The 15,353-nt window shown below is 47.9% G+C and carries 16 protein-coding genes; 7 read left to right on the top strand and 9 right to left on the bottom strand.

The annotated features are described in order from the left end of the window. Positions 1-2 precede the first annotated feature (2 nt). On the top strand, positions 3-1,286 hold the full coding sequence (locus BM082_RS14355) for a BamA/TamA family outer membrane protein (protein WP_017013288.1): 1,284 nt from the start codon (positions 3-5) through the stop codon (positions 1,284-1,286). A gap of 53 nt (positions 1,287-1,339) precedes the next feature. Here BM082_RS14355 and BM082_RS14350 read toward each other — a convergent pair whose 3' ends face one another. Together BM082_RS14350 and BM082_RS14345 are read right to left on the bottom strand one after the other, a co-directional pair. Beyond that, on the bottom strand, positions 1,340-3,067 hold the full coding sequence (locus BM082_RS14350; protein ID WP_017017200.1) for a hypothetical protein: 1,728 nt from the start codon (positions 3,065-3,067) through the stop codon (positions 1,340-1,342). 540 nt (positions 3,068-3,607) lie between these two features. After that, on the bottom strand, positions 3,608-4,027 hold the full coding sequence (locus BM082_RS14345; RefSeq protein WP_017017199.1) for a secondary thiamine-phosphate synthase enzyme YjbQ: 420 nt from the start codon (positions 4,025-4,027) through the stop codon (positions 3,608-3,610). Positions 4,028-4,335: 308 nt separating this feature from the next. Here BM082_RS14345 and pgi point away from each other — a divergent pair, with 308 nt between their 5' ends. Next, positions 4,336-5,988 (top strand): glucose-6-phosphate isomerase, encoded by a 1,653-nt coding sequence (gene pgi, locus BM082_RS14340; RefSeq protein ID WP_017013292.1) that lies wholly within the window; start codon positions 4,336-4,338, stop codon positions 5,986-5,988. Positions 5,989-6,057: 69 nt separating this feature from the next. On the opposite strand, the gene BM082_RS14335 is transcribed toward pgi, so the two are convergent. The 3 genes from BM082_RS14335 to BM082_RS14325 form a co-directional block, all read right to left on the bottom strand. After that, positions 6,058-6,522 (bottom strand): chemotaxis protein CheX, encoded by a 465-nt coding sequence (locus BM082_RS14335; protein ID WP_017011250.1) that lies wholly within the window; start codon positions 6,520-6,522, stop codon positions 6,058-6,060. Between the two features lie 26 nt (positions 6,523-6,548). Next, on the bottom strand, positions 6,549-6,998 hold the full coding sequence (gene zur, locus BM082_RS14330) for a zinc uptake transcriptional repressor Zur (protein WP_017011249.1): 450 nt from the start codon (positions 6,996-6,998) through the stop codon (positions 6,549-6,551). 218 nt (positions 6,999-7,216) lie between these two features. Next, on the bottom strand, positions 7,217-7,783 hold the full coding sequence (locus tag BM082_RS14325) for a MarR family winged helix-turn-helix transcriptional regulator (protein WP_017013293.1): 567 nt from the start codon (positions 7,781-7,783) through the stop codon (positions 7,217-7,219). 117 nt (positions 7,784-7,900) lie between these two features. Here BM082_RS14325 and BM082_RS14320 point away from each other — a divergent pair, with 117 nt between their 5' ends. The 5 genes from BM082_RS14320 to BM082_RS14300 all read left to right on the top strand — a co-directional run bounded on the left by BM082_RS14320 (position 7,901) and on the right by BM082_RS14300 (position 11,446). Further along, positions 7,901-8,161 carry a DUF2024 family protein gene (locus BM082_RS14320; RefSeq protein ID WP_017013294.1) on the top strand — a complete coding sequence of 87 codons (261 nt, stop codon included), beginning with the start codon at positions 7,901-7,903 and terminating at the stop codon, positions 8,159-8,161. Positions 8,162-8,325: 164 nt separating this feature from the next. Beyond that, positions 8,326-8,937: a hypothetical protein gene (locus BM082_RS14315; protein WP_017011246.1), complete on the top strand. Its 612-nt coding sequence runs from the start codon at positions 8,326-8,328 to the stop codon at positions 8,935-8,937. Between the two features lie 203 nt (positions 8,938-9,140). Further along, positions 9,141-10,181 carry a tRNA dihydrouridine(20/20a) synthase DusA gene (gene dusA, locus BM082_RS14310; protein ID WP_017013295.1) on the top strand — a complete coding sequence of 347 codons (1,041 nt, stop codon included), beginning with the start codon at positions 9,141-9,143 and terminating at the stop codon, positions 10,179-10,181. Positions 10,182-10,381: 200 nt separating this feature from the next. Continuing rightward, positions 10,382-10,648, top strand: coding sequence for an envelope stress response protein PspG (gene pspG, locus BM082_RS14305; protein ID WP_017011244.1), 267 nt, complete (start codon positions 10,382-10,384; stop codon positions 10,646-10,648). Between the two features lie 156 nt (positions 10,649-10,804). Beyond that, positions 10,805-11,446, top strand: coding sequence for a TIGR04219 family outer membrane beta-barrel protein (locus tag BM082_RS14300; protein ID WP_017013296.1), 642 nt, complete (start codon positions 10,805-10,807; stop codon positions 11,444-11,446). Positions 11,447-11,516: 70 nt separating this feature from the next. Here the strand turns inward: BM082_RS14300 and BM082_RS14295 are convergent, their stop codons facing one another. Genes BM082_RS14295 through BM082_RS14280 form a run of 4 tightly spaced genes read right to left on the bottom strand, consistent with a single transcriptional unit; the run spans position 11,517 to position 15,280 of the window. Continuing rightward, a complete protein-coding gene (locus BM082_RS14295; RefSeq protein ID WP_017011242.1) occupies positions 11,517-12,308 on the bottom strand; it encodes an ABC transporter permease in 792 nt (263 codons plus the stop codon). Continuing rightward, positions 12,305-13,045 carry an ATP-binding cassette domain-containing protein gene (locus tag BM082_RS14290; RefSeq protein ID WP_017013297.1) on the bottom strand — a complete coding sequence of 247 codons (741 nt, stop codon included), beginning with the start codon at positions 13,043-13,045 and terminating at the stop codon, positions 12,305-12,307. The genes BM082_RS14295 and BM082_RS14290 overlap by 4 nt, the downstream gene beginning before the upstream one ends. Positions 13,046-13,051: 6 nt before the next feature. After that, complete coding sequence (locus BM082_RS14285) at positions 13,052-14,059, bottom strand: YVTN family beta-propeller repeat protein (RefSeq protein WP_017013298.1); 1,008 nt, start codon at positions 14,057-14,059, stop codon at positions 13,052-13,054. Positions 14,060-14,071: 12 nt separating this feature from the next. Further along, complete coding sequence (locus BM082_RS14280) at positions 14,072-15,280, bottom strand: ABC transporter substrate-binding protein (protein ID WP_241810459.1); 1,209 nt, start codon at positions 15,278-15,280, stop codon at positions 14,072-14,074. Between the last annotated feature and the right edge of the window lie 73 nt (positions 15,281-15,353).

Here is a 15,353-nt window from a genome sequence, read left to right as displayed (position 1 = left end):
TTTTGAACAGTCATCAATGTCTACTAGCCGCATCTTTGATTGCGGCTTTCTTATGCTTGTCAGCCAGTGCGAGCAATGACGAAACGGTTTCGTCATCCAATCAAGCGATCACTGCAGACGCTAACTCGCTTGATATAGAAATCGTCCCATTCGCTTTTTCGACCGAAGCGATGGGGTTTTCTGCGGGCATGGCGGGGCTTTGGAAAGGGGCGGGGCAGCCGCAAGCGTCGATGTTTGCCGCGGGGCTTGGCACCAGCAAACATACTTGGATGACGTTTCTGGCTGCGAATAATTACGCATTGTCAGCAGACAGCCGCTGGCTTTTTAGTGGGCAGTTCTACGAAGCCGACTATAAGCAATTCAACTACTTCCTTGGCGATGCTACGAGCAACACCTCTGTAAAGTCTGACAGCATAAAAGCAGACAGCCGAGACGCGCGTCATCATCTTTCTATGCGCTACATCTTGCCGATGGGCGCGGCCATTTCCCAGCCGATCCGTGCAGCTCTCTTTCCTCAGCGTCAGGTAGATGGTCATACTCCATGGGAGAGTGGCGTATCGTCTATTGAGCTTCGACCGTTTTATGAGTCCCGTGAACTGGCAGGCGGGGCAGCGAATATTTCTAGCGATTTCTCGAAGGCAGAAGAAGTGTGGGGGCTTGAAACCCGTTTCCGTTGGGATAACCGAGACAATGCAAATAACCCCACCAAAGGCAGTGTGAGCGAGTTGATCGTGACGGCTGATCCGGGTGCCAGTGATCGAGCAAGCTGGTGGAAGTGGGAAGCAAGCCAAAGTTGGTTCCATGCTCTTGGCGATTGGGACGAATTAGCTAAGCAACAGGTGGTCGCGCTCAATGTGTATACCGCGGATACCCCGAGTTGGAATAACACCATGACCGTGAATGGTGAACGTGTTTATGAACGTCCACCAGAGTTCGCTGGCGCTCGCCTTGGCGGGCTATATCGTTTGCGTAGCTTTCAAACCGGGCGCTTTGTTGGCCGCTCTGTATTGAGTTATAGCCTTGAATACCGTGTTATCCCTGAATGGCAGCCTCTAGGGAGTGTTCCTGTTTTCAATTGGTACGATGTGCCGTGGTGGCAATGGGTCGCCTTTGTTGATGCGGGGCGGGTTGCTGATTCTTATGATTTAGCAGAATTACATAGCGACATGAAATGGAGTGCGGGCGGCGCTATTCGATTCCAAGTGGAAGGTGTTGTTGTGCGTTCTGAAATGGCGTGGGGCAGTGAGGAAGGCTTGTTCAGGGTCATGATTAATCAGCCGTTTTAAGCGCAAAAAAATAGCCAAAGCAATGCTTTGGCTATTCGTGATTGTCGGTTTTATTACCAGGTTACATTTTCTAAGCCGATTGCAATGTCATCACCGCCGCCAGGACGATCAGATGTGATGTTCCATGTGAGTCGATACTTGGCCTGTGTCGATGCCGGAGTAAAGTCATAGGTATAGGAAAGCGTCGTTGGTTGTGAATAAACCCTTGAGCGGTAGTTACCTACAGTCACCCACCCGTTACCGTAATCCATCTCTACGGTAAATCGTGATAGGCCACCGATATCTTGTGTGGACGCGATTTTATAGTTCAGTGTGCTCGCTGAACCGATAGACAAGCCATTAATGGTGCCTTCAAAACGCGAGCTGTGCGTTGAGTTATGATAATCGCCAATGTAAGTGACTGTGTCGCTCTCAGAGCACCAAGTCAGTGAATTCGTCGCTGACGTCCAGCCACCGTTGCTACACCCTCGAATGCCAACTTCTCCGGGGTCATTATCAACAACAGTCACACTGGCTGACGTCAGATCGCTCTTGTCGGTGGAAACCCAAGCATCCAACGTGAAGTTCTCATTGCTCTCATGCGTAGCGTCATTCACGGTTGGCACACCAATGCGCACTGACGTAACGCCTTGTGGCAAGCCGATTCCGGTCAATGTTGATGAGATCGTGGCAGATCCCGTTGAGTTATCAGAGAACAGCAATTCAACGGTATTTTGGTAATCGCTGTTCAAGTTTGCCGTGCCATCTTTTAATGCAACGCGCAGTGCGGTGTTAGCATCGCTGGTGGCCCTGTCGAAATTAACGGTGAAATACGCCGTCGAACCTTCCGTTACAGAGTCAGAACCGAGCGTAATGCCTGTCACCTCTGGTGTTAAGTCACTCTTGAATTCTGTTTTCTCATAGCAAGTGTGATCTTCTGATATCACTGTTGCCATGGCGCTGATGCGGCTTGGGAATAAGCCGACCACTTTCTTCTCGCCCGTAGAAGGCTTTAAGCGGTATAGGTGATTACTGTTAACGTTACCCGATACATTCTGGTTCTTGGCTGCAACAAGCATTTGGCCATTTTGATCCAGCGTGGCTGCTGCCACAAAATCGATAAAGTGGAAGGCTTTTAGGGTTTGCGCACCCGTGCCGGTATTGATAGAAAGCGTGCGGTTGTTCGTGATAAACAGCAGTTCACCATCTTGGAATACAAAATCGCCCCAGTTAGTAAAACCACCAAATTTCAACCCATTCTCGAAGTCGCCAATATGCGTGGTCTCTCCGGTTGTTGAGTTAACCTTAAAAATGGTTTGTGAATCTGATGCAAACAGCTCGCCACTATCTGGGTTAAATGCCATTCGTAGGATTTGCTTGTTTACGACAGGGCCTGCAACGTGCTCGCCAGTTGCTGGGTCCATGTAAGCCAACTGATAAGACTCGATGGTTTTGGCGTGAAGATCTAAGTTTTTCAGTTCTTCTGCGGAGACTTCGGTTTCTGGCACTTGAACATGATAAGCAGTCGGCTGAGGTGAATTTGTGTAGTAGAGGCGATCAGTAATACGGTCATACGCCATGCTTGGTGTACTGAAAAGCGCGCGAGAATGGAACTCCACACGTTCGCCCGCATCTGAGAAGTACTGTGTCGACATCTGCTTCGCTTCTTGAACATCTAGCAGCAAGCCAACATGCCCACGTCCGGCATTCATCGAGTAAACGTTGCCGGCACACTCTGCGATAGCTTGTGCAGAAGTGAGCGATCCAAGAATCGCGGCGGTGAGGAGTGTCTTCTTCATCATCTGGGTACCTAGAATCCATTAAAAATTGTTGAACCCAGCCTCATGGTTCTTAACAACGAACGCTTCATTGTTTCGTCGTGGCTTAGGTTTTGTTCATGTCGCTTACGACACGGCAGTGATGGAGAAGACTAATGATTGCTGTAAGTTATTTCTATCTTAAAAATGAGACGTTGAGTTTTTTGATGGTTTTTAAGGAGGAACTCATAAGAGATTTATGGGTGACTATTAATAAAAGAATGAGTATTTAATGGGGTTTTTATGAGATTTCCGGTTGGTAAGCACTAGGTAAGTATGGTGTTTGGGATATGACCTTAAAGGCATTTGTGCCTTTATTTTTCAATAAGATTCCTGTTTTTTTAATCATCACTCGACTATGTGGTCCAAATGAGATGGAGCGAGTGTTGTTAAAATGATTCGTTTGTTTCCTATCGATTTACATGAATGCGATCCTTTCGATTAACTCGCGAATCTGCAAGACAATCAACGATGAAGAATGGTCTCTGTTTTTTCGCTGTTCCACTCTCATTGAGACCCCTCTATTTACTCGCCTTGAATCGTTACAACAACTCGCCTCGATCCGCCATGATCTCGATGTTCACCAAGATAAATACCTTGCCATGTACCTAACGCCATTCTGCCTTTTGATATGGGTATCGACACGCTTGAACCAAGTAAGGAGCTTTTGATGTGCGCGGGCATGTCGTCATCCCCTTCATAGGTATGTTGGTAGTAAGAAGCACACGCTGGAACGAAGTGGTTGAAATGCGCTTCCATGTCACTGCGTACCGTTGGATCAGCGTTCTCATTCAGTGTCAAACTGGCAGAAGAGTGTTGAATAAACAGATGAATTAGACCGATATGTAATTCGCGCAACTCAGGAATATGTTGTTCGATTTCATCAGTGATTAAATGAAAACCACGGCGCTTGGCGGTTAAATTAATAGTTTTTTGAATCCACATTTAGCACACCTGCTATTCAGTCATTTATATAAAATACGTGTTCAAGAGACCTTGGCACCGCGTTCGAGCATGCACAATCACTGACTTAACGCAAAACGGTTGCAATGTAATCATGCCAACATAGCAACTCTTAGCCTATCGCAATAAAAAGATATCGGCTTAAAACTACGTATTGGCCTAGCAAGGGTACACAGTAGATCGTAACATTACACCACTTTGGCGATTACATGACGAAGTGTGGTCTGCCTCGAATAATGTGGGATGACAGCGCCCACTCGAACCGACTCTGTCTATAAGGAACAATAACTATGTTGAAGTCTATCAATCCGACGCAAACGGCAGCGTGGAAATCGCTTACCGCTCATTTTGAAGATGCGCAGGATTTGACCCTTAGCTCGCTTTTTGCCAACGATCCAAACCGTTTCGATAAGTTTTCTGTCAATTTCGGTGACGATATCCTGCTGGATTACTCGAAAAACCTGATCAGTGAACAAACACTCGATAAGTTGTTCGCGCTTGCAGACGAAACAGAGTTGAAAACCGCGATTGGTGCAATGTTTGGTGGCGATAAAATCAACCAAACAGAAGACCGTGCAGTGCTGCACATTGCTCTGCGCAACCGCAGCAACACACCGATCATGGTTGATGGCGAAGATGTTATGCCGCACGTGAACGCTGTGCTTGAGAAGATGAAAGTCTTCTCAGAGCGTGTCATTGGTGGTGAGTGGAAAGGCTACACCGGCAAAGAAATTACCGACATCGTGAACATCGGTATCGGCGGTTCAGACCTTGGCCCTTACATGGTGTCAGAGGCATTGGCAGCATACAAAACGCGCCTGAACCTGCACTTTGTGTCTAACGTTGATGGGACGCACATTGCTGAAACGTTGAAAGGTTTGAACCCAGAAACGACCTTGTTCTTGGTGGCGTCTAAAACGTTCACCACGCAAGAAACCATGACCAACGCATTGTCTGCGCGTGATTGGTTCCTGGCGACAGCAGAAGATCAAGCACACGTGGCGAAGCACTTTGCCGCGCTGTCGACTAACGCAAAATCTGTTGCGGAATTCGGTATCGACACCGACAACATGTTTGAGTTCTGGGATTGGGTTGGCGGTCGCTACTCACTGTGGTCTGCAATTGGCCTGTCTATCTGTTTAGCGGTTGGCTACGACAACTTCATCGAGTTGTTGGCTGGCGCACACGACATGGATAACCACTTCCAGCAAACCCCGTTCTCTGAAAACTTGCCCGTGCTGTTGGCACTGATTGGTGTTTGGTACAACAACTTCTATGGCGCAGAGTCAGAAGCGATTTTGCCGTACGACCAATACCTGCACCGTTTTGCTGCTTACTTCCAGCAAGGCAATATGGAATCAAATGGTAAGTATGTTGATCGTGACGGCCTGCCTGTTGATTACCAAACGGGCCCAATCATTTGGGGTGAGCCGGGTACTAACGGTCAACACGCGTTCTACCAGCTGATTCACCAAGGCACGAAAATCATCCCGTGTGATTTCATTGCACCAGCAATCAGCCACAACCCACTGAGCGATCACCATCCAAAACTGATGGCGAACTTCTTCGCACAAACGGAAGCCTTGGCATTCGGTAAAACACGCGAGCAAGTGGAAGCTGAATTTGTGGCTGCGGGTAAAACCCCTGCAGAAGTGGCGGAACTTGTTCCGTTTAAAGTGTTTGAAGGTAACCGCCCAACCAACTCAATTTTGGTGAAGCAGATTACCCCTCGTACGCTAGGTAACTTGATTGCGATGTATGAGCACAAGATCTTTGCGCAAGGCGTTATCTGGAACATCTTCAGCTTCGATCAGTGGGGCGTAGAGCTCGGTAAACAACTGGCAAACCAAATCTTGCCAGAGCTTGCAGGTCAAGATGCCGTTGCGAGCCACGATAGCTCAACCAACGGTTTGATTAACGCGTTCAAACAATGGCGCGCGTAATCTCTCAAGGTCAGTAAGAAACAAAAAACGCCGCATATAGCGGCGTTTTTTTTATGAGTAAGAATGACGTTAATCGTCAAAGCAAATTTCGATATAGGCTCGCCCGAAATCCGAATCAAACGGCATGATGATGATTTGGCCTTCGCTTTTATGTGTGATGGTGTGGTCGCGACCTGACACAACGATCGGCGTTGCCATATCAAAGTCGAAGCCTTTCTCCGCAAGAAGACGCTTCGCACCGCCTGTCACCATATTGGTGATTTCACCGACCATGTCCGTCACATCTGCATCGATTGACGTTGGCTTCTCGCCTAACATGCGGTTCATTATTTCTAGCGCAAGCTCTTCCTCAAACGTGACAGAAAGAGAGCCTCTTGTTTTAGGGCCAACCATGCCAATCAAACCTGACACGTCGCCTTTCGCAACTTCCGATGTCTTCAACTGCGGTTTCTTTGGCGTAATCTCAAGCTGTGCCATGGTCGTCAATACATTGACCAAAGAAGACAAAAATGGGTTTACAAATTCCGCGCGCATAATGTTCGTTTACCGTCCTAATGCAACTAATGTTTCGCTACCTGACAAGATCCACAGGTTCCATGTGTTTCTACAACGTGATGACTCACTGCAAAACCAGCCTGACTTGCTTTCTCTTGCAGCGCTGTAGACAAAGAATCAGCATGACACTCTTCCACCGCACCGCACGAATCGCAAATCAGTAATTGTGAACAGTGTTGCGCATGGCCGGGTAAGCAGCAAGCGATAAAGCTATTCGTAGACTCTACTTTGTGCACAAACCCCTGAGAAAGCAAAAAATCGAGCGCCCTGTATACCGTTGGAGGTTTCGCTTGGGGCTCGGTTTCTCGTAATACGTCCAGCAAATCGTAAGCACTAATGGCTCGTTTACTCTGAACGATAATTTCATATACCCGTTCGCGCTGACTCGTCAGGCGCACGCCTCGCTCTTCGCATAACGCTTGAGCGCGGGTAATTAGCTGTGCAATATTGGTCATAAGACCTCAAGAATCAGGCTGAAGGCTTCATTCTATCACAGCAAACAAAACGCGCACCTGCAAGGCCGTGATGAGGGTTTATATTTCATCATTGTAGATGATAGAAATCAGTGAAAATGCGTTCTAGCACGTTAAGTCGGCGTTTTTTTCTGTTTAATGAAACTTAGTCGAGGTGAGACGCTAACCAAAATCACACTAGTCTTATGTTTATACAGCGTTTATTTAGATTCGGTATGTTCGCGGCATATTAGCTCACCGAAATCCTTCACTAACGTTTCTTTCGTCAACGCGCAATAAAAATGCTCATCTGACATTGGTGTGTGAAATTTACATGTTTTACACAAACCAAAGCTCGCCGACTCATTACTGTATTGTATGTTTTTCAATAAGGCTTCCAGTTGCGTTTTCAATTGCGCACTCTCGTCGCCCAAGCTCTCTAAACCTTGTTTAAATGATTGGGGAGGAATGGCTTTTTTTGCGATAGCTTGACCTTGGGGGGTGAGCACCAAATGTGACACGCGACGATCGATCGGGTCTTTTTTCTTGTAGATGTAACCTTTTGTCTCTAAGAGGGAGATTGATTGCGACGTCGTACCTTTGGTGATGCCCAAAAACTCTGTGACGGCAGCGGGGGTATCGCTGTATTTGTTACAACGAGAAAGGAAGTAAATCACCTCAAGATGCACAGGGTGTAAGCCATGCTCAATACCGATGAGCCGGACTTCGTTGCGATACAAGGTCGTGATGCGTTCAAGGATGTCATAGATAGGCTCGATATTATTCATGTTCGCTTCTTAGTCAATTTGTTTCTTATCGAAACTATGTTGACAAGCATAGCAGGATCCTTATATTAAATAAAAGTATCGACACGATACCAATATTAAAGATAAGGAGAATCGACAATGGCAATACATGTATACGATACTTATGCGACAGCATCTTCTGGCAAGATCTTGCATTTCGATGTGTTGATGCGCGTAAAAGATGATGATTTGGCGGTGAAATATGCGAAAGCATGGTTGGCAGAGATTGGCGAGGCTGACGCCACGGTCAAATCGGGTAACTGTGCGTTTTGCCACACTACAGCAGACCTACCGCAATATGATGAAGCGCTTAACCAGAACGGCTATGCCATCTATAAATTGGAAGGGTGCCCTGAGTAATCAATTGGTTAAAAAAGAAAGAAGCATATGTTTCTTTTAATGTTTAATCATATATTTTCATGAGTTGAAACAAAAATCCTAATCGTTCATTTGTGCATTGTAGATATTCTTAATATGCATTGGTTGGTAGAATTAACAACCAAAAAATATACAAAGGCAAGTTAATGAAAATCAGGACATTTGTTCGATTGGGGTGTATTGCTTCAGCAATAATTCTTACTGGCTGTCAGGCCACTACTGGGCAAACCTCATTGTATGAGAAGTACAAGTTCCAGCCAGACAACAAAGCGTATTCAATTGGTACTAATGGTAAAGCGGGAGCTGCTTGGGGGGCTGACTCAATTGACCGAGCCGTCGACCTCGCAAACCAGACATGCTTGAGAGATGGTGGTTTAAACTGTGGAGTTGTAGATATTAATGGTCAACCGGCTGCAAACTTTAGCAGTTACGAAAATGAAGTTAGCCAAAATCCAGCTGAAACCCCAAGTAAGAAAACGGTTAAAAGAAGTACCAAGCAACCACTATTATTGCCAGGGGCTTTTGGTGTGCAGCCTATGACTTTTACTGAGATTGACAGTAATAGTTGTAAAACTATCACATCTAATTCTATTTCGACGGTACCTGAACACTTAGAAGTAGAGCTATCTAATGCCGCGTACATGCTTAGTGGAAATCGTTACCATATAACAAAAATAATTAGTAATGATGACGAGTCTATTTCAGTTATTGCCGATATTTATCGCTGTTCTCAACGAACTTTATCAAAAGCCGACTAATACAATTTATATCTAATCGCTTTTCTTAAAAACCCAGCCCCGTCTGGGTTTTATTTTTTCTCTATTTCCTTTTTTGTTTTATCAAGCTCTTCACTGAACGGTTGAGTTGGAGTGATACATACTTTGAGGTAGAATCCGCTCTCTTTTATTAGGTGTTGCTTTTCGCAGCACTTTGCCGTTACAGAGTGCAACGAGGTCGATCCATGCTTAACGAAACCACTGACATCCAAAACCCATTATCAGGCGGCATGTCTGAGGGTTTGTCTTACCCGTCAGCCCGTTTCTCCATTGCGCCGATGCTGGATTGGACCGACCGCCATTGCCGCTACTTCCACCGTATTTTGTCGAAGAACGCGTTGTTGTATACCGAGATGGTGACAACCGGCGCGATCATTCATGGCAAAGGCGATTTTCTTCAGTTCAATGAAGAAGAACATCCCGTGTCACTTCAGTTGGGTGGTTCTAACCCCGTTGATTTGGCGACGTGTGCCAAGTTGGCGGTTGAGCGAGGTTATGACGAAATTAACCTGAATGTAGGTTGTCCATCTGACCGTGTTCAAAATGGCCGTTTTGGTGCGTGCTTAATGGGTGAAGCTGAGTTGGTGGCGCAATGCGTGTCAGCAATGAAAGACGTGGTTGATATTCCTGTCACGGTGAAAACCCGCATTGGTATCGATGACCAAGACAGCTACGAGTTCTTGGTGGACTTCGTACGTACAGTTAACGAGAAATCGGGTTGCGACAACTTCACCATTCATGCGCGTAAAGCATGGCTGTCAGGGTTGAGCCCGAAAGAGAACCGTGAAATCCCGCCGTTGGATTACCCACGTGTTTATCAATTGAAGAAAGATTTCCCACACCTGACCATGGCAATTAACGGTGGCATCAAATCCCTTGAAGAAGCGGAAGAGCACCTGAAGTTTATGGACGGCGTGATGATAGGCCGTGAAGCTTACCAAAGCCCGTATATGCTAGCTGAAGTCGATAATCGTTTGTTTGGTGGTAATGCACCAATCATCAAACGCAGCGACGCGGTGAAAGCAATGTTCCCTTACATCGAAGAGCAATTGAGTAACGGTTCTTACCTTAACCACATCAGTCGCCACATGTTGGGTATGTTTCAGAACATGCCAGGTGCGCGCCAATGGCGTCGTTACATCAGTGAGAACGCGCACAAGCCAGGTTCAGGTATCGAAGTGCTGGAAGCTGCACTCGCGAAAATTCCTGCGGAATTGGATGTATAACAGCATCAACACAGACTTAACCCGATATGGTTAAAAATGCCGCATTAGTTGGTGTGATTTACCATTTCTTTGAAGGCGTTATCCGTTGTGGGTAACGCCTTTTTGTTTATGTGACTGATAATAAAGGAATATGAAAGTTGGCAAGGTTCGTGCAATAACGTTATCAAAGGAAAAGTCACTGAGTACCTTAGGAGGGTCTGATGATTGAGTTTCTATTTTTGGTTGGTTTTGCGGTTGCCTTGTTAGCAACGGGATTGAGCTTTATTGGCATTATTGCTGCGGTGGCAGTGGGATTCATCGTGATGGCACTGGCTGGCATGATTGGACTGATGTTCAAAATGCTGCCTTGGATTATCTTGATTGCCGTTGTTGTCTGGTTACTGAAAGGTCGAGATAAGCATGCCACCCAGTACCGTGAATATTGTTCGAAACGTACACGTCGCTACCAGCGTGCCCGCCGATACTAGTCTATTGTTTATGAGGGTCTGATGCCCCTCATAATTAGGCGATAAACATGAATCATTCCGCATAAAAACTAGGCAGTTTTGTGCGGAATGTTTGCCTCGTTTTTGCTATAGTGCTCGCAAACATAATCCAATAGAAAGTTAGGCGGAGCCCTTTCAATGAAAAAACTGAACCTTTCTCTTGCTGCGTTAGCAGTGGCTGGTGCATTTGCAATGCCTGCGCAAGCAGCGGTGCTTCTTGGGGCCAAAGTGGGTGCAGACGCGTGGTATGCGGATGCAAAAATCAACGATGTGCGTGCAGATGATGCCAACATTCAAGGTTCTTACTACGCGGCGTTTGAGCATTTCATTCCTTTGGTTCCTAACGCAAAAGTACGTTACACCGGCGTTGAATCGAAAAAGTTTGATACTGATTTCACGCAGTATGACTTCATTGCGTACTACGAAATTTTGGATAACGACCTGATCTCTTTCGACATCGGTCTGAACCTGCAAAAATTCGAAGGCCGTTTCCAAAGCCGTAACTTCGATGAGTGGCAGCCAAACGTATACAGTGATGTTCGCCTAGGCATTCCTGCAACGCCTGTGTCTCTGTTCGGTAGCTTCAGCTTCGGTAGCTATGACGAAACCAGCACCGTTGATGGTGAAGCGGGTATTTTGTTCACGCTGGGCTTGGTTGCAGCAGACTTGAACTTTAAAGCGGGTTACCGCGTTCAAGATTACGACTTCAACTACTTTGGTGCTAACCAAGGTAAATTCATGAACGATGGCTTCTTTGGCGGCGTTGAATTCAACTTCTAATCGCCCGTTCTGAATAGTGAAAACCGCGCGTTGGCGCGGTTTTTTTGTTTCTAGCGGTGAGAAGTGAGTATTAAGGCGGCCCACCTTTGTTTTTTTCTCGCGTGGGCTGAAAGCCTGCTACTGCGAGTATCACGAAAAGTAACGTACACCCGCCAACGACCAACAATGCCGTGACATTCAACTGTTGGTAGAGGGCAAAACGAATCAACTCAACGCCAAAGGTGAACGGGTTATAACGGCAAACTTCATATAACCAAATACTGGCTTCTTGCATCTTCCACAATGGATAGAGCGCGGACGAAAGAAAGAACATGGGGAAGATGACAAAATTCATCACGCCTGCGAAGTTTTCTAATTGGCGAATGCGTGATGCGATCACGATGCCGAGCGCGCTCAACATCAACGCGGTTAAAAACAGCGCGGGGATCACCATCACATAGCCCATTGGCTCGAGCGGTCTGTCATACAGCGCTGCAATCACCAAAAATGCCCCCACTTGTAAGACGCTCACAATGGCACTGGCGATCTGTTTTGATAGCAGAAGGAATGGGCGAGGGAGCGGGCTGGTTAGCAGCACTTTAATGCTGCCCATTTCTCGGTCATAGACAATGGATAACGAACTTTGCATACCGTTGAACAGCAATATCATGGCGCAAAGGCCGGGCAGAATGTATTCCTCGTAATTGATGTAGGTGGCGTAAGGCTCCATGATCGCAATGCCAAGGGCGGCACGAAAGCCCGCAGCAAACACCACCAGCCAAAGCAACGGCCTCACGAGGCTGGCTGCGAAGCGTGCGCGTTGCGAGAAAAAGCGCAGCCATTCACGGTAACAAATCCCAACGAAGGCATACCAATACCTCATTGCATGTCCTCATCAGTGAGTTGAGAAAACACCTCAGACAAGGATTCTACTTGATAAAAAGCGACGAGGTTTCTCGCAGAGTCATGGGCTTTCAGCTGACCTTTGTTTAACACCACCACATCATCCGTTGGGGTAACCTCTTCGATGAGGTGTGTCGCCCATAACACGCACAATGGTTTCTGTTCGCACAAGGATCGCACGGCATCCGACAAGGATGCGCGCGCTTTGGGATCAAGGCCGCTGGTGGGTTCATCCAACAGCAATATGGAGGGGGAATGCATCAAGGCGCGAACCAATTCTGTACGTCGGCGATGGCCGCCGTTCAAGGTGCGCACCTTGTCATTGAGGCGATTACTCAGTGAAAAATGAGCAAGTAAAGGGGCGGCATGCTGCTGGGTTTGTGTCGCGCTAAAGCCATGTAACGCACCGTAGTAGTTGAGGTTTTGTGCGACGGTTAAATCGAGGTCGAGGGTGCTTTGTTGAAACACCACGCCTAATTTCGCCATGGTCTGACGATTGGGGGGCTCGCCGAGCAAATGCACATAGCCCGACTGAACGGGCAACAAGCGTGTGAGCAGGGCAAATAAGGTGCTTTTCCCTGCGCCGTTAGGGCCCAGCAACATGTGTAACCCATCGCCCAGCGACAGGTTGATGTCATTCAGCGCTTGTCGCCCCCCGCGATGTGTTGCAGCGCTTGATTGGCCGTAAGTATGGCTAAGGGAATGAATGTCGAGCATACGGATTCAGTTGACCTGACGCACCGCGACACCCCAAGGGTAGCGGCCCACCTTAATGGTTTTGATGACCTTGCGGTTGGTGACATCAATCACGGACACATCGCCACTGACGCCATTGGTGGTCAGCAATCTGTCTTGTGCGGCGTTAAACGCCATTTGCCAGACGCGACGCCCCACCAGCAGGTAATCTTCCACCTCCAGCGTTTTGGTATTCACCACGGCGACGTGGTTTGCAGGGCCCAAAGCAACAAAGGCGGTGTTGCCATCTTGGCTGAGTCTCACGCCGACAGGTTGCACTTTGTCTTTATGCACGCCTTTGGGTGCAAAGCTGATTTTCTTGATGATGGCCTTGCTGTCGGTATCAATCACAGACACGGTGCCGCCAATTTCTGCGCTTACCCAGAGTTGTTTTCCATCTGGGCTGAACTCCGCATAGCGCGGGCGCGCATCGACCAAGGTGTTGTGCACCATGGCATTTGTGTCGGTATCAATCCAATGCGCCATGTTGGACGTTTCAGAGGTGATGATAGCCAGCTTCCCATCAGGGCTAACGGCCACGCCTTCGGGTTCTACCCCGACCTCCACTTGCGTGATAACACTGGCATCAGGAATGTTGACCACCGTCATGAGTGCATCGTCTTCATTGGCGATATACAAGCGTTTACCATCAGGGTGAAGGGCAAACAACTCAGGATCTTCCCCCGACGGAAGCTCGCCCGCGATCTGACCGGAATCGAGATCGAAGACCTGCACCGTGTCTGATTCACTCGCGCAAATATACAGCTGGGTTTGATCTTTACTGATCTCTATTCCGCGAGGGCGGTCGCCAACGTCAAAGGTGTTTATCACTGTCAGCGAGTCCATATCAATTACACTGACGGTGTCATCTTTCTCATTGGCCACGTAAGCCAATTCTTTGGCTGACACACTGGTACTGATCAGTGACAGGCTAAGCAGCGATGCGCCGAACAACATGGTAACGGAGAGGGGGATGAGATGAGTGAAACGATTCATGATCCTATGTCCTTAAAAAGTCGGGTAAAGGCGGCACTGACTTTGTGCTTGATCGAACCCAAGCGTATCGAGTTCGTTACGCGGATGAAGAAAGCCCTCAAATGGAGCAGTAGCGACGAGTGCCTGCGAATAAAACAGGGGAACAGGCTGGCGAAGTTGCCCGTTCCACGTGCGGTAAGTGAGCTTGCGCCCCTTGTAAGCGGCTAATTGGAAACGATCGCTGAGGACAAAGCGTTGAACGTCTTTTACCTCTGCCGTGTTAAGTGTGGTGACGGCTTCATTGAGGGTGCGTATCGCCACCCAAGCCGCAAAATCTTTGGCGGTCATGGGGCGTTCGAAGTCTTTTTTGAAGCGATTTTGCAGCTGAATGGCACCCCATTGCTCGATCGCGTAATGCCAGCCGTCGCTTCGCATGCCGTGAGAGCCTATGACGGGGCGGGGGAGCCATGTATTAAAAGGCAGGTGCTGACCGAATGAATTGCTTTCATCCACCACCCACACCACGTCGTAGTTTTTGGCTTGTGTAAAAAGCGGTAATTCTTGAGAGGCCGTGCGTCGAAGGTCAGTGTCAAAATTCCAGACCTTTTCATCGACCACGCGATGATTGAATTTCTTGAGCGTGGCTTTAACCGCAGCAAGAGAAGCTTGGTCAGCCGCGTTAGGCCCCGCGACTAAAAAGACGGTATTGAGTCGGCGTAATCGGAGCCATTGCCCAATGGCATCAGCGCGCATGGCATAGCTGACGCCCGTGTGCAGTGTGTTCGGTAAGCAAAGGGATTCGCGAAGCGCATCGTCCGCGTTGCCGTAATTGAGCAGAACAGCATCGTCAGGTAGCGATTGACGAAGCTTCGTTAACTCTGCGGTATTGAGATCGGTGAGATAAAAGCGTGTGCCGTGTTGATACCACGATGTCGCCGTGGCAATGAGCGTGTTTATGTCATCGCTGGTTTGGCTGTTAAGCGTGTATTTTTGACCGAGAAACTTACCTGTTCCGTTAGCGTCCCCAATGGCGCGCATAGCACCGGCCTCGCCGTCATTGTCTGCGGCGCGCAGGTATTCAGGAACGGCGGTGGTGACCGTGGAAGGCTGACGAAGTAAGCCAATGTTCATTTCGACCTCGGCTTTCACGGACGATGACAATCCCAGCACGATAAACATGCTGAAAAAGACGAAGAGGCTTTTGATAATCAATGTATTGCTGCATTTTTTGTCTTCTGCCATGCGACACACTCCAACGTTATCAACGCCTTCACTGTATGCAGTGGCTCCTTCTTTTTCCAACGACAAGCCGTCG

Source organism: Enterovibrio norvegicus DSM 15893, from assembly GCF_900115495.1.
GTDB classification, from domain to species: Bacteria; Pseudomonadota; Gammaproteobacteria; order Enterobacterales; family Vibrionaceae; genus Enterovibrio; species Enterovibrio norvegicus.
This window is presented reverse-complemented; position numbering and strand designations above follow the sequence as displayed.